This is a genomic window from Thermoleptolyngbya sp. C42_A2020_037 (genome assembly GCF_015272455.1).
GTDB lineage: Bacteria > Cyanobacteriota > Cyanobacteriia > Elainellales > Elainellaceae > Thermoleptolyngbya.
Genome location: NZ_JACYLP010000034.1, coordinates 34,102 through 53,727, shown reverse-complemented (window position 1 = coordinate 53,727; position 19,626 = coordinate 34,102). Strand labels below are relative to the sequence as shown.

The window sequence follows — 19,626 nt, the reverse complement described above, 5'->3', positions numbered from 1 at the left end:
ACTGCCATGTTTGAACGCTTCACAGAGAAAGCCATTAAGGTGATCATGCTTGCCCAGGAAGAAGCTCGTCGCCTGGGACATAATTTTGTCGGTACAGAGCAGATCCTCCTGGGTCTGATTGGAGAAGGGACCGGCGTCGCCGCCAAAGTGTTGAAGTCGATGGGCGTCAACCTGAAAGACGCTCGGATTGAAGTTGAAAAGATCATCGGTCGCGGGTCGGGCTTTGTGGCGGTCGAGATTCCCTTTACCCCACGGGCCAAGCGAGTTCTAGAACTGTCGCTCGAAGAGGCTCGCCAGCTTGGACACAATTACATCGGTACAGAACACCTCCTTTTGGGGCTGATTCGCGAAGGTGAAGGTGTGGCCGCCCGGGTTCTCGAAAACCTGGGCGTTGATCTCTCTAAGGTTCGCACCCAGGTGATTCGGATGCTGGGTGAAACTGCCGAGGTCACGCCGGGTGGCAGCCAGGGGCGCACCAAGACCCCCACGCTGGACGAGTTTGGCTCGAATCTGACCCAGATGGCAGGCGAAGGCAAGCTTGATCCCGTGGTCGGCCGTCAGAAAGAGATTGAGCGTGTGATTCAAATCTTGGGTCGCCGCACGAAGAACAATCCGGTGCTGATTGGAGAGCCGGGAGTCGGCAAGACGGCGATCGCCGAAGGGCTGGCCCAGCGCATCTCCAGCGGCGACGTGCCCGATATTCTCGAAGAGAAGCGTGTGGTGACTCTTGACATCGGCTTGCTGGTGGCGGGCACCAAATATCGCGGTGAGTTTGAGGAACGCCTCAAAAAGATCATGGACGAGATCCGCCAAGCGGGGAACGTCATTCTGGTGATCGACGAAGTTCACACGCTGATCGGCGCAGGCGCAGCAGAAGGGGCGATCGATGCGGCAAATATTCTGAAGCCCGCACTGGCACGGGGTGAACTCCAGTGCATCGGCGCAACGACGCTGGATGAATACCGTAAGCACATTGAGCGCGATGCGGCTTTGGAACGCCGCTTCCAACCTGTGATGGTGGGTGAGCCGTCGGTGCAGGACACGATCGAGATCCTGCGGGGTCTGCGCGATCGCTACGAACAGCACCACAAGCTGAAGATTTCCGATGCGGCGCTGGAGGCTGCTGCTAAGCTGTCTGACCGCTATATTTCAGACCGCTTCCTGCCCGACAAGGCCATCGACCTGATCGACGAGGCGGGTTCCCGCGTCCGCTTGTTCCACTCTCAGATGCCCCCGGCTGCGAAGGAACTAGATAAGGAACTGCGCCAGGTTCAAAAAGAGAAAGACGATGCCGTTCGCAATCAGGACTTTGAGCGGGCAGGCGAATTGCGCGATCGCGAAATGGAGCTACGCGCCGAAATCCGCGCCATCGTCCAATCTAAGCAGAGCGAGGCAACGGGCGGCGAAGATTCCCCAGTGGTGACGGAGGAAGACATTGCCCAAATCGTTGCAGCCTGGACGGGCGTTCCAGTCAACAAGCTCACGGAAACCGAGTCCGAGAAGCTGCTGCACATGGAAGACACCCTACACAATCGCCTGATTGGTCAGGACGAAGCTGTGAAAGCCGTGTCTCGCGCCATTCGTCGTGCCCGCGTGGGCTTGAAGAACCCCAACCGCCCAATCGCCAGCTTTATCTTCTCTGGCCCTACGGGGGTCGGCAAGACGGAGCTAACCAAGGCTCTGGCGGCCTACTTCTTCGGCTCCGAAGATGCGATGATTCGCCTCGACATGTCGGAATACATGGAGCGGCACACCGTTTCCAAGCTAATCGGGTCGCCTCCCGGCTACGTCGGCTACAACGAAGGCGGTCAGCTTACCGAAGCCGTTCGTCGTCGCCCCTACACCGTGGTGCTGTTCGACGAAATCGAAAAAGCCCACCCCGATGTGTTCAACATGCTGCTGCAAATCCTGGAGGACGGTCGTTTGACCGATGCCAAGGGTCGCACGGTAGATTTCAAGAACACCCTGCTGATCATGACCTCCAATATCGGTTCCAAGGTGATCGAGAAGGGCGGCGGCGGTCTGGGCTTCGACCTGTCTTCGGAAGACATGGCTGAGTCCCAATACAACCGCATCCGTTCTCTGGTGAATGAGGAACTGAAGCAATACTTCCGCCCTGAGTTCCTCAACCGTCTGGATGAGATTATTGTCTTCCGTCAGTTGACGAAGGACGAGGTGAAGCGGATTGGTGACATTCTGCTGCGGGAAGTATCAGGTCGCCTGCTGGAGCAGGGCATTACTCTTGAGGTCACCGAGAAGTTCAAAGATCGCCTGGTGGAAGAGGGCTATAACCCCAGCTACGGCGCTCGTCCCCTGCGCCGCGCTATTATGCGCCTGCTAGAAGACTCCCTGGCAGAGGAAATCCTCTCTGGCCGGGTCAAGGATGGCGATGTGGCCGTTGTGGATGTCGGCGAAGACGGACAGGTGAAGGTGCTTCCGGGTGAAAAGCGGGAGTTGCTGCCTCAGTCTGCGGAGTAGCGGTTGACCGCTGTGGCGGTCAATAGCTGTAGCTGTCAGTAACTGCTGTTTGCAAGCACTGTCTTGTGTTGAGGGCTGGGTTGCCTAATGGGTGACCCAGTTTCTTTTTGCGCTGATTCGGGCCATGCCTTTCACCCACTCCCCTCCGTTTGGTAGAATCAAATGCTTGACATTTGCAAGATTTACCGGTTTGCAAAGACCAATTTGCAAGACAGATAACCCTCGCTTCACGGAGATTCCTTCCCTATGGCTCGGATGTATTATGATGCAGACGCGAATTTGGACGTTTTGGCTGGCAAAACGATTGCTATCATTGGCTACGGCTCGCAGGGCCATGCCCATGCCCTGAATCTGCGCGACAGCGGGCTGAATGTGGTGGTTGGCTTGTATCCGGGTAGCAAGTCGGCTGCCAAAGCTGAGGCGGAAGGGCTGACCGTGAAGACGGTGAGCGATGCTGCTGCGGCAGCGGATTTCATCATGATCTTGCTGCCGGATGAGGTGATGAAAACGGTCTACAAAAATGAGATCGAAGCGCAACTGACGGCAGGCAAGGTGCTGGCCTTTGCCCACGGCTTCAATATTCACTTTGCCCAAATTGTGCCCCCTGCGGATGTGGATGTGGTGATGGTGGCTCCTAAGGGGCCGGGACACTTGGTGCGGCGCACCTACGAGCAGGGTGAGGGCGTTCCGGCGCTGTTTGCGGTGTATCAGGACGCGACGGGACGGGCACGCGATCGCGCGATGGCTTATGCAAAAGGCATCGGTGGCACCCGCGCAGGCATCTTAGAAACCACCTTCCGCGAAGAAACCGAAACCGACCTGTTTGGGGAACAGGTGGTGCTGTGCGGTGGCCTCAGCGCGTTGATCAAGGCAGGTTTTGAGACGCTGGTGGAGGCGGGCTATCAGCCAGAACTGGCGTATTTCGAGTGTTTGCACGAAGTCAAGCTGATTGTGGATCTGATCGTGGAAGGCGGTCTGGCAAAGATGCGCGACAGTATCTCCAACACGGCAGAGTATGGCGACCTGACTCGCGGCCCACGCATCGTTACCGACGAAACCCGCGCGGAAATGAAGAAGATTCTGACCGAAATTCAAACGGGACAGTTTGCTCGCGAATTTGTGCTGGAAAACCAGGCTGGCAAACCGGGCTTTACCGCCATGCGCCGCCGCGAGGCCGAGCATCCTATTGAGGAAGTTGGCAAAGATCTGCGGGCCATGTTTAGCTGGCTGAAGAAAGCCTAGCCTGGGATGACTGCTCCGCAGCACTGAGGCGAGAGCATGTTGGAGTTAGGACTTGAAAAGACCTGTTTGGCGCGATCGCCAGACAGGTTTTTTGTTGGGTCAGAGTATTTCTCTCTAGAGGCATAGGGCAGCAGAGGGGCGATCGCCGCCTGAGGCAGAGGAACTCCTGCTTGCAAACAGATTATCTTACGGTTGCGCCGTAACTCCGGACTCATCGGCCTCTATCCAGCCTTTCCTCAGCCTGTATTCTTAAACCGCTAATTATGAAGACTATCTTGACCCATAGTCCAATTGCGATCGCTATCTTTTGGATCTCCATCTATCTGGGACTGACGCTCGTTCCGCTGCTGGTGCTGCTGCTCTATCCGCCGATGTCCAATGAAGCACGGGGCTTCTGGGTTGAGTTTTCGGTGGCGCTGGGATTTGTGGGGCTGGCGATGATGGCGCTGCAATTTGCGCTGACGGCGCGGATCAACCGAGTCGAGGCTTCTTACGGCGTTGACATTATTCTGCAATTTCACCGCTACATCTCCATCGTGGCGGTGCTGTTTATCCTGGTGCATCCGGCGATTTTATTTATTCACCGGCCCGAAACTCTAGCGCTGCTCAATTTCCCAGAAGCGCCGTGGCGGGCCCGATTTGCCGTCATGGGGACGCTGGCACTGGTGGCGCTAATTATCACCTCGATCTGGCGCACGCGGCTGAAAATTCCCTATGAGGCGTGGCGCACGCTGCACGGATTGCTGGCGGTGCTGGCGCTGGGGCTGGGGCTGGCGCACGCGATTGGGGTTGGCTATTATCTGTCGCTATTTTGGAAGACGGTGCTGTGGGGGGCGATCGCCCTCGCTGCCCTCTGGCTACTGGTCTACGTGCGCCTAGTAAAGCCGTGGATGATGCTGAAAAAGCCCTACTTGGTAGAAGCCGTCGAGTCTCAACGGGGCGATAGCTGGACCCTGGCGCTGCGGCCCCACGGCCACAATGGCTTCACCTTCCAACCCGGCCAGTTTGCCTGGATCACGCTGGACGTATCGCCATTCCACATGCGCGAGCATCCCTTTTCGATGTCCTCGAGCGGCAGCCAGTCCGACCGTATCGAGTTTACGATCAAGGCGCTGGGCGACTTTACCCGCGAAATTAAGCATGTACCGCCAGGGACGCGGGCTTATCTGGATGGACCCTATGGCGTGTTTACGAGCGATCGCTATCCAGACACCGCCGGGTTTGTTTTCATCGCCGGGGGCATTGGCATCACGCCGTTTATGAGCATTTTGACCACCCACGCCGAACGCGGCGACGATCGCCCCCATCTGCTGATCTACGCGGGCGATCGCTGGGACGACCTCACCTTCCGCGAGGAGTTGGAAGCCCTGAGGGACAAGCTGGATTTGCAAATCGTCTTCGTTCTCCGCCATCCCCACGAGGGCTGGACCGGGGAATCGGGCTATGTTGATGAAGCGCTGCTAGAACGCTACATTCCCCAATATCGCGGCAGCCGTCAATACTTTATCTGCGCCAGTCCCCGCATGATGGATGCCGTCGAAGCCGGACTCCACCATCTCCAGGTGCCGCCCACGCACATCCACATGGAACACTTCAACCTGGTGTAAATGGCTTCACAGAATCATGTACAGAGTCCTGAACACATAACATGGCTGGAAGCCCTACAGGGGCTTGGCAGGCAATCCGAAATCGCAAATCCAAAATCGAGAATCGACTTATTTCCCTATGCGCTACGTCCTGATGCTGCAACTGGTTTCTATCATCACCCTCAACTTGGTGATGGGGTCAGCGCTATTTGCTTGGTTGCAAAGTCGCCCCACCCCCGAAGCGCCCGATGCAACGTCAGATCAGCAAAGTCTGAATCTTCCGCAAGAAACTGACTAAGCGTTTAAGTGCCTAGCTTGGCTACTGAGTTACTGTTTAGTTTTAGTTACTGTCTTTAGTTACTATCTCCGCTAGCTGCCACCAGCACTTCGCCTTTGAGCATCCGCTGCGCCGCATCGAGCAGCATTTCCTCCAAATAGGGCTTGGTAAAGTAACCCTTGGCTCCAAGCTGGATGGCCATTTGACGGTGGCGGTCGGCTCCACGAGAGGTCAGCATGGCAATAGGAATGTGGGCCAGGTGCGCGTCTTTCTGCATTCGAGACAGCAGTTCTAGCCCGTCCATGCGGGGCATTTCAATGTCGCAGAACACCAAATCGCAGGGCAAGCCAGACCGGAGCTTTTCCCAGGCTTCCTGTCCGTCGCGAGCCTGCTCCACCCGATAGCCAATCTTGGCAAAGGTCATCGACAGCAGTTCGCGGACGGTAATGGAGTCGTCCACAATCAGCACCGTGGGTTCCTGCTTTGCATCGGCTGCATCGGCGGGTGGCTCTTCGCTGACTTCCCACAGGGAGCTACCGGCCTCGCGACGGATGCGACCCATCGACAGGTCGATGAGTTCCAGCACGTCGGCAATGGGCATGATGCGTCCGTCGCCCAACACCGTCGCCCCAGCAATGCCCAACGGTTTGGGCACAGGCCCTTCGAGTTGTTTGATTACAATTTCCTGTTCGCCCAAAACCTGATCGACTTGCAGTGCCAGATAGCTGCCCGCGTTGCTCCGCAGCACCACCACCGACACAATATCGTCTTCCTGGTTGCCGCCATAGACGCTGCCGCGACCCAGGCTGCGATTGTATTTCAGCAGGTTCGACAGCGGCTGGAAGGGTAGCAGTTGTTCACGCCACGGGATACAGGATTGACCTTCGCTATTGATCTGGATGCGATCGCGCGGGACATCCAACATATCCTGCACCCCGTCCATTGGGAAGGCGATGCGGGCGCGGTTGCTGATGCAGCACAGTGCCTTAGAGATACTCAGCGTCAACGGCAGGCGGATGGTGAAGGTCGTGCCGCGCCCGACGGAGGAGTCGATGTTGATCACGCCCCGAATTTCGTTGAGGCTGGTGCGAACCACGTCCATGCCCACACCACGTCCTGCTAGGTCGTCGGCTTTGTCGCGGGTGCTGAAGCCGTGGTGGAACAGCAGGTCATAAACATCCAGCCGAGACATATTCTTGGCTTCGGTAGGTGTGATTAGCCCGCGGGCGATCGCCTTCTGTTTCACCAGTTCCGGGTCAATTCCGGCTCCATCGTCGCTGACCGAAATCACCGTCTGGTTGCCCTGGTGGAAGGTGCGAACCGTAATTCGCCCGGTCGGTGCTTTGCCCATCGCGGCCCGTTCCTGGGGCGACTCGATGCCGTGGGTAATGGCGTTGTTGACCAGGTGCGTCATCGGGTCATAAAGCTGCTCCAGGATCATCTTGTCGATCAGGGTTTCGCGTCCCTCCAGCACCAGTTCTGCCTGCTTGCCACAGCGCAGAGAGATGTCGCGAACCGCACGGGGGAGGCGATCGGCGGTTTGGGCAAAGGGCACCATTCGGGTGCGGGTCAGCCCTTCCTGAAGCTGCGTGGTGATCTGACGGAAGTTGCGGGTAATCTGATCTGTCTCGTCCACCACAAAGTCAATGTCTGAGGCCGATTCTCGCACCCGCACGATTAGCTCGATCATCTCCTGTGAGAGAGTGTGGAAGCCCGTGAACCGATCCATCTCCAGCGCGTCGAAGCTCACGCCCGTTGCGTGGTTGCTCTGGCTGCTGCTGGGGGCGCTGCCAGGAGCCGTAAAGGCAGAGGTCTTGCGTCCAGAGAGCAGAGAGCTTTCCAGGAGCGATCGCTCGTACAGGTCGCGCATCCGCTGACCCACATCGCTCAACTGCTGCACTTGATAGAGCAGGTTGTCGAGGAACTGCCGCAGCCGTTCCTCAGCTTGTTCCAGACTGTTGCGGTTGACGACCAGTTCGCCCACCAAGTTGTTGAGGTTGTCCAGGTTTTTGACTGACACGCGCATGGTTTGGTCAGTCAGGGTGGGGGTGTTGCGGCGCGTTGCGGGCCGGCGAGCCGCAGCAGCATTCCGAGCCGCCCGCATTGTGGGAATGTCGGACAGGGTTTGGTCGGCGTTTTCTAGCAGCCGTTCCAAGTCCTCAAACTCATCTGCTTCGGCCTCGCTGGGAATTGGAGGAGCAGTAGGCGGAACAGAAGTTACATCTCCGTCGAGTAGCGCTTCCAAATCCGCAAAGTCGTCCGCCTCTTCCACGCCAAACCCTGAAATAGGCGTTTTAGAAGCAGTTGTTGCCATTTCTTCTTCTAACAGCGCATCCAAATCTGCAAAGGCATCTGCTTCATCCCCAACGCTGTCCCCATTGACCGGGCTGGAATCTGCCAGCAGGTCTTCCAAGTCAGCAAAATCGCTGTTGGGGTCTGATGCGTTTTCAAACAGGCTGGCTTCGCTGAGGTCAAGCCCAAAATCTGGCGGGACGGTTTCGTCGGCATTGCCCAACAGCAAATCCAGGTCGCCAAAGTCGGCTACGGCCGCCGCAGCTTCGGGATTGGGGGCGATCGCCTCCAAGGGCTTGCTGGAGATCAGGGGTTCTTCTACTGAAAGTTCCTCTACTGAAAGTTCTTCTACTGGAGGCTCCTCAGCGGAAACGCTGGCTCCGTCGTCGATCGACTCTTCAATTGCAAGTTCTGCTGCAAGTTCTGCGCTTGTCTGTAGCTCTTGCAGAGCTTCTAACTGCGTCTCCTCTAGTTGCGACTCTTCCAGCAAGGCATCCAGACTGCCAGCGGCTTCGGCATCTACCCCCGAAAACAATTCGTCTCCATCCAAAGCCTCCGTACCCAGAGCTTCGTCTAGTCCCAGATCGATCAGGGCCAACTCATCTTCTGGCGCAGCAACGTCTTCTGTCGCATCGAGATCAGCGCTAGCAGTAGGCTCTTCTAGGCGGTCTACGTCCGCATCGCTCAGGTCAAAGCCCCCCAAATCTTCGACTCCCAGCAAGTCTGGGTCAGCAGTTGGGTTGATTGCTGGAGAGGTTTCAGGTGCTTCTTCTTCCAGATCATCCAGGCTGTCCCAGATCAATTGGGCCGACGGCTCAGCATCCCACAAATCAGCTGTAACATCCTGATCGGCCTCCACATCCCACATCGCGGGAGCCGGAGTCAGCGCTGCCAGCCCATCTTCAGAATCCAGTGCATCTAGCCAGGACGTTGGCTGAGCAGTCGCATCTTCTTGGGGGTTTTCTTCTAGTTCGAGTCCCATGTCAAGGTTGCTCGATCCAGAACCGTCCATCGCCAAAAGATCTTCGGCAGCAGGGGGCTGGTCAAGAGAGCCATCCTCAGGAGCACTCTCACCCATCTCCGCTGCGGACGGCTCAAACAGGATTGACGAATCCACCTCAGCCACAGCTTCCTCGCCCATGCTGGTCAGTGCTTCCGGCTCTAAATCACTGCCCAAGTCTGCAAAGAAGTCGTCTAATGCATCAAGCTGCTGGTCAGGGTCGGAGGTTCCAGGCAAATCCAAAAAGCGATCGTCTGGCCCCTCATTGAGTCCATCCAGCAGCCCAGTATCTAGGTCGTCGAATCCAGAAAAACTTGAAGCCGAGGATTCTTCGGCAAATAGGTCACCATCCAGCAGGTCATCCAGAGATGCCTCCTCAGCCATTGCAGACGGATCGGGCATGGCGAACAGATCGGGGGCAGGCAACTGCGGTTCTGGCTGCGCTCCAAACAGAACTTCTGAGGAGTCATCCAACTGAGCCGCGCTGTTTGCCGCAGCATTCAGAATTGCAGAGAGGTCGTCGTCTGAATCGTCCGCTGCGCTTTCAAAACTGCCGGAATCGTCGCCAGTGCCGTAGGATTCCAGACCTCCCTCTAGCTCTAGCTCTAAATCGCTCAGCTCGCCAGCGGTGTCTTGCCCAAATAGCAAGTCTGAGAAGTCGCTTGTCGGGTCAGGCTCCAGTGGTTCTGGTAGCTCCACTTCGATTTCGGACAGAATTTCTTCTTGCCAAACGATTCCCAGGTCGGGCGCTTCGTTTTCAAACAGGTCGGCCAGGCTGTTGAGTTCTGCAATGCCGACTTCTGGCCCGTTTTGATCGTCTCCTGTAGGATCATCGGCTGCGGCAAAATCTAGTTCTTCTAAGCCGCTGGGCCCATCCAACACATCCAGGCCCAGGGCGCTGTCATCTGTGGGGGCAAAGGGGCCTGGTGCATCCGAAGCGGATGTATCCGATAAGTCAAAATCGGCAGTGTCAAATGACCGTTCAAAATCGTGAGTGCGATCGCCCGATACTGCCTGCTCATCTGCGGCTGCCCCAAAGGCCGCATCAAAGTTTAGCGGATCGAAGTCTAGGGGTGTATTGGGTGTATCCAGCACTTCGGCATCGGGCAAACCAAACCCGGCATCGTCTACGCCGCCGTCGGTTGTGGACGGAACGGATAGCCAGTCGGCTACAGGTTCCAGCAGCAGGTCATCGCCGCTGGGCTGAAGTTGGAGTAGGGCTTCGCTGGGCGTGATGTCGGCGGCGCGACTCGCTAGCACCCGCTCTTGCGCCTGCTTGATGTCTTTGATGATGACGGGCGCGAGGGTGCGAAACTCGTTGTCGGGATGGGCGATCGCCCTTTCTGCCAGAGAGAGCAGCTCTGCCCAGGCAGGCAAGTCAAACGGATCGCCGTAGCCGCTCAGCGTCCGACAGAGGGACTGAAGTTGTTGACGAGTAGCATCGCTATCTGCCTGCTTGAAGAGTTGCAGCATTTCTCGCAGACGAGCGGGCACGTCGCTCTGGAACATCAGCAGGAGGGCACTTTCCTCGGCGATCGCAGGCTGTGGCGCAGGGGCAGGAGTTGTCTTGGCAGCAGGAACCGCTAGCTCCACATCCTCCGGCGGTGTGCCACCCGATTGGGCCACCAACCGGGACAGATGCTCGTTAATCTGCCCAAAGATTGGCTCCACCCCAGCCATCACCTCGGCAGATTTGTCATCGGTCAACCCAAAGGGGCCCTGGAGGTGATCCAGCAGTTCTCGCAGCGCGTCAAACACGCCCAGCAGAAGCGTTTCCAGGGTTTGATCAACCTGCACTGGGCACTCTTTCAGCACCTTGAAGTAGTCTTCCAGGCGGTGGGACGTGTTTTGAATGCTGTCTAGCCCCAACATTGCCGCGCCGCCCTTGACCGAGTGCGCCGCACGAAACACTTCGCTGACCATCTCCGAGTCTTCGATAGTGGCTTGCAGATTCAGCAACCCCTGCTCGATGGTGTTCAAATGGTCTTTTGCTTCTTCAATGAAGTAGCCCAGGATGCGCTGTTGTTGTTCCGACAGCATAGCGGTGTTCCTTCTAAATGGGGGAAATGCGCGAAATGAAGATGGGGTGAGCGGTTCAAAATGCAAGAGGGCGTATCCCCTCAAAATCTACCCTAATGTACCCGAATCCATCCAAAGCTCCATCAAGTGCCGAGCAAGCCAGTCAAGAAGACGCAGAAGACACTACTTTTCAACGCGGAACCGTTCCACCGAGTTCAGCAGGTCGCGGGCAACGCCCACCAAGTTTTGCAGCGAACCCGACACGCGCTGTGCTTCTTGAGAGGTTTCCTGGGCGGTCAATTCCACCGATTGCATCACCTGAGCCACGGCGCGGGAGGTTTCGGTTTGCTCGATGGTGTCGGTGGTAATAGAGCGCACCAGCACGTCGATGCGGTTCGACACCTGAATGATGTCTTCGAGCGATCGCTTTGCCTGTTCTGCCAGCCGGGTGCCCTCGATCACCTGCTGCGTACCTTCTTCCATCGCGGTCATCACCGAGCCAGTCTCGCTTTGAATTTGCAGCACGATTTGCTCAATTTCCTTCGATGCTTTGGCAGCCCGGTCGGCAAGCTGGCGCACCTCGTCTGCCACAATTGCGAAGCCTCGTCCTGCTTCGCCTGCCCGCGCCGCCTCAATACTGGCGTTTAGCGCCAGCAGGTTGGTGCGAGAAGCGATGGAGGAAATCAGCGCCACAATCTTGGAGATTTCCTGGGATGACTCCGCAAGTCGTTTTACTTTGCGGGTGGTTTCTGCCACCGTTTCGCGGATTTCTAGAATGCCAGACACGGTGCGCTCCACCGCTTCGCCACCCTTGAGCGCGGTGGTCGATGCAGAACGCGCCACCTCTTCGGCTTCGCGGGCGCTCTCCGCCACCCGCTGAATCGAGTCGGTCATCATTTGCACAGAGTTCAGCGTGACGGCGAGTTCCTCAGCTTGGCGCAACGCATCCGAGGAGAGCGATCGCGCAAAAATCTCATTTTCAGTAGACCCCTTGGTCACCTGCCGCGCCGCCTGCTTCACCTGCTGCACGATTTCTCGCAGGTTTTGAATGGTCAGGTTAAACGAGTCGGCGACTGCACCCAGCACGTCTGCGGTCACCTCTGCCTGAACCGTCAGGTCGCCCCGTGCCGCGCCTTCCACATCATCCAGCAGGCGAATCACCTGACGTTGCAGGTCTTCCTTCGCTTGCTCTTGCTCCTCCGCTTTGCGCTGGGCTTCGCTGGTGGTCGTCAAAATCACCCGCGCCATCTGATTAAACCCAGACGAGAGCTGACCCAGTTCATCTTCGGAATACACCGTTGCACGAGCATTCAGATTGCCCTGCGACACTGCATTAAACTGCGACTGCAAATCGGTCACCGAGCGCTTAATCTGACGATTCGACGCAGCGCTCAGAGCCGTTGCCGTACCGCCACCAACCAGACCCGCCGCCACCGCCATCACCAGCCCCATTTTTTGGCTTGCTGGAATGATGGTCGGTCGGTCTTCTTCGGGCACTAGGAAGTTGGATGCCAGGAAGCCGATCGTTGCCACGGCGATCGCCGATGTGATACCCGTCGCCAAGCCAATCAGCCACTTCTTGCTATCGAGCGGCGCATTTGCCAAGGGAGCTAGCCAGCCCTGCTGCTCGGCTACCTCGACCTCAACACTCCGCCCATCGCCCTGAGCAAAGGTCGGCAGCGCATCAGACACACCAGCAATGCTAAAGATCTCGTCTTCTCGAATCACCGACTGATCGGCTCCTCCGTCAGTCAGGTCAAATCCACTCTCGCTAGACACCATGCCTGACCGCCCAGAGACCAAAAAGCTTTCGCCGCCGACTGAAGGACTCGTAAAGCCAGCCGAATGGTCAGACATATCAAAGTCGGGCAGACTGCCTAGATCATCAAACTCATCAAACTCATCTAGAAAATCTGCCCCTCCAACTGATCTGCCGCTGCTGTGGGGGTCCTCGTTGGTTGAGAAATCGTCCAGGCTATCCAGGTCGTCCAGCGCATAGCTATTGCCAACATCTACAAATGTATGATCATCCAAGTCGGCGGAAAAAACGCCGCTGCCATTACCATAGCTTGGCATTGGGTAGCTATTCGCCTCATAGGCCGGAGGAGCATAATCCGGTGTGCCATAGTCCGATGTACCGTAGTCCGACGGACTATCATCTGATGTACTGTAGTTTGGCATTCTATAATCTGCTGAGGCAGCATACGGATCAGCTTCTTGTGACTGCCCATGCCCGAAAGTCGCCTCACCATCCTCTTCAGAGGATAAGGCTTCAAATTCATCAGACATCATGAACAGGGTGTCTTCCCCAGTCGATTCAGCCGGCATTGCAAAACCGCCGCTGGCAGAAGGCGATGGAAAAGATTCAAACACCTCGCCCTCCAACCCTGAATCAAAAGATAGCTCTGCATTCGCCGCCGGATCGTCGAATCCAGCCGCTGCAAAGTTCTCCATCGACTGTTCGGGATCATCAAAGACATAGGGCGATGGCTGCCCTAACCCTGCATCTGCCGGACTCGCCAGCCCAGCCAGGGGATCGTCTGATGCCGCAAAGGGGTCATTCAGCCCAAAGTCGCCGCCCGCGTCGTCGCCTGCGAATGGGCTGTCAAAGGGCGACGGAATCCCTTCAGGGCTAGCAAATGGGTCTTCTGCACCATTGAAGTCCAGCCCATCAAAGCTAAAAGCATTATCCAAGTCGCCTAGATCGCCACCCTCTTCAAAGTAAGTTTGGGAGTCAGTTGTGCTAACAAAATCACCGTCAATGTCGTCAAATCCGGCATCTGGGGCAACCGTCGCACCAGCATCGCTAAACTGCTGAATGGTTTCTAGCCCACTGTTGGCGTAATCGACATATTCCGGGTCGTTCGTCAGCGCCAGCACAGACTCATACTGTTCGCGGGCAATTTCGTATTGCTGGAGACCATAGCAGTAGATATGTCCACGCAGCAGCCGCACATTGGGGTCATCGGGATAGTCTTCTACAAGGCGATCGATCACCGCTGCTGCATCGTCGTATTTGCCTTGCATGTAGGCTCTTTCAGCCTGCTGATATTCCTGTGCGTATCCAGTGCTTGATCCCATGTGCCTTCTCCTTAAGCCTGTGCGCGTCTCCGAATGTGCCTCGGTCTAATGGGTTGTCGAGTGAATTATCGAACTGATTGAAGCTGAGTCAAGCAGCCCATCGGGCCGACCTCAGAATTGCGACTTGATCTAGCAGTCTTAAATGGCGATCTTGAGCGTCTCCAACGGCCCATTCGCCTCGAATAAAGGGAGCCATGCCGTCGGGCAGGTTGGTTGGCACCTGAATGTCGTCAAGGGGAAGCCAGTCCATGCCGTTAATCAGGTCAACAGCCAACCCCAACATGGTGTCTTGGTCTTCAACCGCGATGACGTAGATTTCTGAGCGATCGGTACTCAGTGGCGCGGAGTCTCCCAGAAACTGACCCAGATCGGCAACCCAAACAACGCGTCCTCGCACGTTTAGAGTACCCAACAGGAGGGGAGAGACATTCGGAATGGGGGTGATGCGATCGGGCGGCGAGGCAATCACTTCCTTGATTCCTACGGCGGGCAGGGCAAACTCGTCGCCCGAAGTCATGAAGAACCTCAGATGTAGCTCTCCTTCAGGACTGTCTAGTTCCTGAAACTCTGCGACCTGATCTTGCCCTCTGCCTGTGAAAAAATCTGGATTGCCTATCATGGACGATTAACCTATCTTTACCTGGTTCATCTGAGCTATCCCCGCAGCAATTGCTTGACCGTGCCCACTAACTCGGTTGGTTGGAACGGCTTTGCAATGTATGCATCTGCACCCTGCTTCATGCCCCAATAGCGATCGAATTCTTCCCCTTTAGAGGAACACATTACAACGGGGATGTTTTGAGTTTTGGGATTGGCTTTGATTTGTCGGCAGACCTCGTATCCGTTCATGCGGGGCATTACGATGTCGAGAACCACTAGGTCAGGACTATGACCTTCTATTTGTTCTAGCGCTTCTACACCATCGCTAGCCACGGTGACATCGAGTCCGCTGCCTTTTAGCAGGTCAGTAATCATTTCCCGCTGGGTCACGCTGTCTTCTACAACCAAAACTCTACTCATAACGCCTTACTTTGCAACCATAGTGTTGATTTCGCGAAAACCGCTGGGGTAAACACTGAGTGGATTCTAGAAGCCTACTAGGAAACTTACTAATAAAAATAATGCCCTTTTATTGCGGTGCCCTTTAAAGATAGCGAAGGTTGGCATTTGCAAAACACCTGACCTCTGTGTTGGCAGAATTTTGACAAAACATCAACAATATTGGCAAACCTCTGCTTCGCGGATGTTTTGCAGGCTCCTGTGCCGGGTTAAGCGGGATGGGGTGGGAATGAAGAAGCATCGGTGGGGGGTGGTTTGATATCAAGTTCTAACGCATTTTCTAAGTCTTCTGCCAGGAGTCTTTCAATGTTGGGAGGGTTTTCTAGCCCTGGGCCAATGTAGGTTTCGACCAGTGTGAGTAGTTCTTGTTCGCCGAAGGGTTTTGTGAGGTAGTCGGTTGCGCCGACGATGCGTGCTTTGACGCGATCGATAAAGCCGTCGCGACCGGTGAGCATGATGATTGGGGTTTGCCGGAAGGCGGTGGAGGTGCGGAGCATGGCGCAGATTTCATAGCCATCCAGTTCGGGCATGGAGATGTCGCAGAGGATGAGGTCGGGCTTGAGCTGAAAGACTAGGCTGAGGGCTTTGAGGGGATTGCCGATGGAGGTGGCTTCGTAGCCGTGGCTGCGGAGGATGGACTCGATGGCTTTGCGGATGGAGGTGCCGTCATCGATGCAGACGATGCGGGGGACGGGGGTTTGAATAGTGGGCTTGGGCTTTGCGGGCAGGGTGTTGGGGGTAGGGGCGGCAAGCTGAACGATGCCTTGCTTGATATAGGGGTAGAGGGCTTTGGCGACGGTGATGAGGTCACGGTTGAGGTAGCGAGAGATTTGCCGGATGGAGGTTTGTCCGTCCATCCAGTCGCTGAGGGCGGCGATGGTGGTTTCTTTTACGGAGTCGCGGAGGCGATCGCCATCGACCACAATCAGCCCCTGGTCGGGGGATTGGATATGGGGATGAAACTTTTTCCAGGACTGTACCTGAGTCATGATGCGGGCAAGTAGCGGGCCAATTTCCAGCGTGGTGAGTTGGGGGGCGAGGGGAGAACCGATTTCAAAGATGAAGCTACCCTGGTGCAGGCTGAGCAGGTCAAACAGGGTTTCGCGCACCATGCTGTGGATGATGCTGCGGGCTTGGGCGGGGGTGAGGATGCGTTGCTCCAGCAGGGCCCAGAGATGTCCGTATTCGGGAGTGTTTGTAGTGGCGATCGCCCCTCCGGTGTCTACCCCATTCAGCGATGCTTCCAACTGATAGCGACGGAGGTAATCGCGCAGGCGAGACAAATCGCTCCGGGCATCGCCTGCGTAGATGATTTGACCATTTAGAAAAAAGACAAACCAGGACTGCGAGGGCGTGGTCTTGGCGAGACGGTTTCGCAGGACGATTGGCGCAGTATTTGTGTCGCCTCCCGGCAGCATTCCACCCAGCCCGTAGGACTCTACAAACAGTTCGCCCGTGCGCTGACCCAGTTCCACAAGCTGAAGAATGCTGCGGATATCAATTTCATTCAAGTTCCCCTGCATATCGCCAAATCACCCCCTCAAGGTCAGTGCTGGGCTTGGGCTGGTCTGCTGCGGGCGGTTCGCGGCTTTGGGCAGGCGCTGAAGTGGGCCTGGGTCAACCGTTGAAAGTCAATTCTGACATGATGCCCAATGCTTTTCTGCCTTTGTCATCCAGTATGATTCCCTAATTGCCTATCAAAGTAGACAAACCCCAGAATATCCGGAGAATATCTGTATTGTTTCACTATCCTGGCGCTGCTAGCGGGTGAAGCAGCCAAATCCTGAGCTTCGCTGATTCGCTTAGATTTTGTCTGAAGGCGTTAATCTAGCCCTGACTTGGGCACTCTAGACTATCAGGAATTGCAGGCTTTGCGCCGAGGGCAAGGAGCAATAGAGGGAGGCAGGGAAGCTAGATCTTAGAGCAGGTCTTTCAGGCACAAGCCCGGATAGGCGTTAGGGCGATCGCCAGATATCCAAGCGATCTAGGTAGCTCAGCCCAGCCTCACCGAAGGATGCCCAGTCCATGACTCCGGTATAGTTCAGTTGGGACGGGATAAATCCGCCAGGTTTGCCAAATTTGCCAGATTTTGGTTGATTGGGTCTGTTCTGGGGGCAGGTTTTGCCAGGTTCCTCTCGCTGAATTTGCAGCGCTCTGGGGTTCCATGCTGGGTGAGAGTCGGCTAGAGTTCTCCTCTGGAGGCCCTATTCTCATGTTGCCTGTAAAGAGTCTGAGCGCGGTAGGGGAGCGGGTTGGACTGACCTACTCAGTTTTGCTTGCATTTTTTGCTTGCATTTTCTGGATTGCAAACTAGAATCAAACTTCAGAGGAGATGATGATGCTACATTTGATGGAAACAGTGATGGAGACAGCCTTCTTATCTTGTTAGACCCATCTGAAGCAATAGCTTGCGGGCGGGTGGGTGCCGAGCTAGACGAGCGGTTCGTTCAGCAAGCTCTCTGGCGTTTCAGGTTCGACATGCTGCTCTACAGGGCAAGATCTTTACCTCATTCTTTGTCTTTTGGACGGGGCGATTGCCCGCTACTGCATCCCAGCCCAGTCGCTTCAGTCCGCTTTAGGTTCATATTATTAGGCTCATAATTATGTAGCTACGTATATAGCGCTGTAGCGCTCTCATTCGAGTGAATCGCCCAACATAAACCCGAACCCGATCATCATCTTGACGGGTTTCGATCCTGCCACTGCTGGCAACTGCCTGATGTAAACCAAACCGTAGACGATACAAGTAAGGGGACGACTGGCGTGCTGTATTTAGCGGAAGTACAGAGAAAAAGCAGAGTTATCGGCAGCAGTAAGGCTGAGCTGCGGTTGCTTGCCTGCCAGCGCTCTGAAAATAGCTGGAGCGCAGTGCCGGGTGAAGAGGTCATCCCTGCGCCCGACGACGTGACCTATGGGGCCGGCGTGTTGGTGATGGTGGAACTAAGCGGCACCAAGCAGGTGCAGCGCCACGCCGAGGCGGGTCGCCAGTTGGTTGCGATTTTGCAAAACTTTTCGCGGGCGCAGGAGCGCTACAAAACTCAGGAAGAAGAAATTCAGCAGTGGAAAGAATCGCTGACCTACCAAAGCCAAGAGCTAAACCGTCGGGAAATGGAGATGGAAGCCCGACAGGAGCAGCTTCAGGAAATGGAGGAGGACTTTGAGCGGCTGGAGCAACAGCGCCAAGAGATTGAAAGCAAGCGGCAGGAAGTTGAAGCGCTGAAGGAGGAATTTGAGCGCAAGAGCCAGGAGCTAGAAGGAGCCTGGGCCCAGCTTCGGGGCGAGATGGGCCGGCTAGATGAGCAAAAGGCTCAGTTTACCCAAGCGGCCGTGTTGGATGATGCAAAAGCTCAAGAGCTGCAAGAATTGCTGAACCGACTGGCAGGGGCGATCGCCCCGACCGAAGCAGCCCGAGAGCAGGTGACGACCTCCTTTGACCTGCTAAATCAGCAGCAAACCACGCTCGATCAGCACTATCAAATGCTGGATGAACAGCGCAACGCCGCTCAACAGGCGCAGGACGCGCTCGATCAGCAGGTGCAGCAGGTGCAAGCCCTATGGCAAGAGTGGCAACAGTCGAAAGCGGGTTTGGATCAGGCGCGGGATGAGCTGGCAGCTTTGCGGCGATCGCTCGAACTCAAACAAGAGCAGGTGCAAATCCTCACCACCCAACTGCAACAGCAGGACAGCCTGCACCAGCAGTTTTGCCATCTCGCCGATGTGTCGGATCGCTTTACCGTTGGCGCAAAGGTCGATATCAGCGGTCTGGAGTCCATGCCTATTGAGGAACTGGAAAACATCGTCCGCGACCTGACCAATGACTTGGAAAAAATGTCTCGCTTTGTCAATAGCCAGGAAGAGGAGCTAACGGCACAGCAAGAGGAAATGCAAAACTTGCAGCAACAGATCCAGCAAGCCAGCGAGTACGATCGCCTGCGCCTAGAAGCAGAGCTTGCCGACGAGCAAGACCGCTACCGGATGCTGGAAGAAACGCTCGTCGGACAGCGCCGCAACCTGCAAGAGCGCCAGGCCGTACTAAAACAGCATCAGACTGTGCTGGACAAGCGTCAGGGCCGAGCGACTGCGGACGCATCAGAAGAGACTGTCGATATTGCGCCTGTGTTGACGCAGCTTGAGACCCTCCGCCAAGACTTGGCCGCTCAACTCAAGCAGGCAGAAGCCCAGGTACAGGAACTGCAAGCCGCCGTCGAGCAAGCTCAGCAGTCGGTCGATCAGCAGTCTCAGGCGCAAGAAGATCGTTGGAATCGAGCAATGGAGCTAGAGCAGCAGGTGCTAGTGCAGAAAGCTGCTGTGGGCGAGATGTGGGGCAAGGTAAATGCCTATCAGGATGCTTTGGCGCTGGCTCAGGGCGGCACGGGTGGTGTCCGCGAAAAGCTGGAATCCATCGGGCAAATTTTGAACCAGTTTCAGGAAACCAGTGATTACCAGCTTCAGGCGATCGCCGAACTGCGGCAAACTATTAGCAGCCTGACGGAACAGCGCACGCCGGAGTTTGTGATTACCTGATCTGCATCTGTCACACTAAAGCCTCGAAACAAGGAGCGATCGCCCAAGATTGCTCCCTGTCTGTTTCT

General features: G+C 56.1%; 11 protein-coding genes. 5 read left to right on the top strand and 6 right to left on the bottom strand.

All coding sequences use genetic code 11. The features are described from left to right. Window positions 1-6: 6 nt before the first annotated feature. Together IGS16_RS11015 and ilvC are read left to right on the top strand one after the other, a co-directional pair. Window positions 7-2,478: an ATP-dependent Clp protease ATP-binding subunit gene (locus IGS16_RS11015; protein WP_172355439.1), complete on the top strand. Its 2,472-nt coding sequence runs from the start codon at window positions 7-9 to the stop codon at window positions 2,476-2,478. Window positions 2,479-2,724: 246 nt separating this feature from the next. Further along, on the top strand, window positions 2,725-3,720 hold the full coding sequence (gene ilvC / locus IGS16_RS11010; RefSeq protein ID WP_172355441.1) for a ketol-acid reductoisomerase: 996 nt from the start codon (window positions 2,725-2,727) through the stop codon (window positions 3,718-3,720). Here ilvC and IGS16_RS11005 read toward each other — a convergent pair. Beyond that, a complete protein-coding gene (locus tag IGS16_RS11005) occupies window positions 3,717-3,935 on the bottom strand; it encodes a hypothetical protein (RefSeq protein WP_297085399.1) in 219 nt (72 codons plus the stop codon). The genes ilvC and IGS16_RS11005 overlap by 4 nt on opposite strands. 48 nt (window positions 3,936-3,983) lie before the next feature. Between IGS16_RS11005 and IGS16_RS11000 the strand changes: the two genes are divergently transcribed. Both IGS16_RS11000 and IGS16_RS10995 read left to right on the top strand, forming a co-directional pair. Then, complete coding sequence (locus tag IGS16_RS11000) at window positions 3,984-5,327, top strand: ferric reductase-like transmembrane domain-containing protein (protein ID WP_297085398.1); 1,344 nt, start codon at window positions 3,984-3,986, stop codon at window positions 5,325-5,327. 118 nt (window positions 5,328-5,445) lie between these two features. After that, window positions 5,446-5,604 carry a hypothetical protein gene (locus IGS16_RS10995; protein ID WP_297085397.1) on the top strand — a complete coding sequence of 53 codons (159 nt, stop codon included), beginning with the start codon at window positions 5,446-5,448 and terminating at the stop codon, window positions 5,602-5,604. Window positions 5,605-5,659: 55 nt separating this feature from the next. Here IGS16_RS10995 and IGS16_RS10990 read toward each other — a convergent pair whose 3' ends face one another. The 5 genes from IGS16_RS10990 to IGS16_RS10970 form a co-directional block, all read right to left on the bottom strand. After that, window positions 5,660-10,915, bottom strand: a complete 5,256-nt coding sequence (locus IGS16_RS10990) for a response regulator (protein WP_297085396.1) — start codon at window positions 10,913-10,915, stop codon at window positions 5,660-5,662. 162 nt (window positions 10,916-11,077) lie between these two features. Continuing rightward, a complete protein-coding gene (locus IGS16_RS10985; protein WP_297085395.1) occupies window positions 11,078-13,975 on the bottom strand; it encodes a methyl-accepting chemotaxis protein in 2,898 nt (965 codons plus the stop codon). An 88-nt stretch (window positions 13,976-14,063) separates the two neighbouring features. Further along, on the bottom strand, window positions 14,064-14,594 hold the full coding sequence (locus tag IGS16_RS10980) for a chemotaxis protein CheW (protein ID WP_068508029.1): 531 nt from the start codon (window positions 14,592-14,594) through the stop codon (window positions 14,064-14,066). Between the two features lie 35 nt (window positions 14,595-14,629). Then, the gene (locus tag IGS16_RS10975; RefSeq protein WP_068508027.1) at window positions 14,630-14,995 is read right to left on the bottom strand and encodes a response regulator; all 366 of its coding nucleotides are present in this window, start codon (window positions 14,993-14,995) and stop codon (window positions 14,630-14,632) included. A 248-nt stretch (window positions 14,996-15,243) separates the two neighbouring features. Further along, window positions 15,244-16,557 carry a response regulator gene (locus IGS16_RS10970; protein WP_297085394.1) on the bottom strand — a complete coding sequence of 438 codons (1,314 nt, stop codon included), beginning with the start codon at window positions 16,555-16,557 and terminating at the stop codon, window positions 15,244-15,246. 1,240 nt (window positions 16,558-17,797) lie between these two features. Here IGS16_RS10970 and hmpF point away from each other — a divergent pair. After that, on the top strand, window positions 17,798-19,558 hold the full coding sequence (hmpF, locus tag IGS16_RS10965) for a pilus motility taxis protein HmpF (protein ID WP_297085393.1): 1,761 nt from the start codon (window positions 17,798-17,800) through the stop codon (window positions 19,556-19,558). Window positions 19,559-19,626: the final 68 nt, after the last annotated feature.

Coding starts and splice junctions, on each gene's coding strand:
- IGS16_RS11005 (WP_297085399.1), bottom strand. CDS start 3,935: ATGAGTCCGGAGTTACGGCGCAACCGTAAGATAATCTGTTTGCAAGCA.
- IGS16_RS10970 (WP_297085394.1), bottom strand. CDS start 16,557: ATGCAGGGGAACTTGAATGAAATTGATATCCGCAGCATTCTTCAGCTT.
- IGS16_RS10995 (WP_297085397.1), top strand. CDS start 5,446: ATGCGCTACGTCCTGATGCTGCAACTGGTTTCTATCATCACCCTCAAC.
- ilvC (WP_172355441.1), top strand. CDS start 2,725: ATGGCTCGGATGTATTATGATGCAGACGCGAATTTGGACGTTTTGGCT.
- IGS16_RS11015 (WP_172355439.1), top strand. CDS start 7: ATGTTTGAACGCTTCACAGAGAAAGCCATTAAGGTGATCATGCTTGCC.
- IGS16_RS11000 (WP_297085398.1), top strand. CDS start 3,984: ATGAAGACTATCTTGACCCATAGTCCAATTGCGATCGCTATCTTTTGG.
- IGS16_RS10980 (WP_068508029.1), bottom strand. CDS start 14,594: ATGATAGGCAATCCAGATTTTTTCACAGGCAGAGGGCAAGATCAGGTC.
- IGS16_RS10975 (WP_068508027.1), bottom strand. CDS start 14,995: ATGAGTAGAGTTTTGGTTGTAGAAGACAGCGTGACCCAGCGGGAAATG.
- IGS16_RS10985 (WP_297085395.1), bottom strand. CDS start 13,975: ATGGGATCAAGCACTGGATACGCACAGGAATATCAGCAGGCTGAAAGA.
- IGS16_RS10990 (WP_297085396.1), bottom strand. CDS start 10,915: ATGCTGTCGGAACAACAACAGCGCATCCTGGGCTACTTCATTGAAGAA.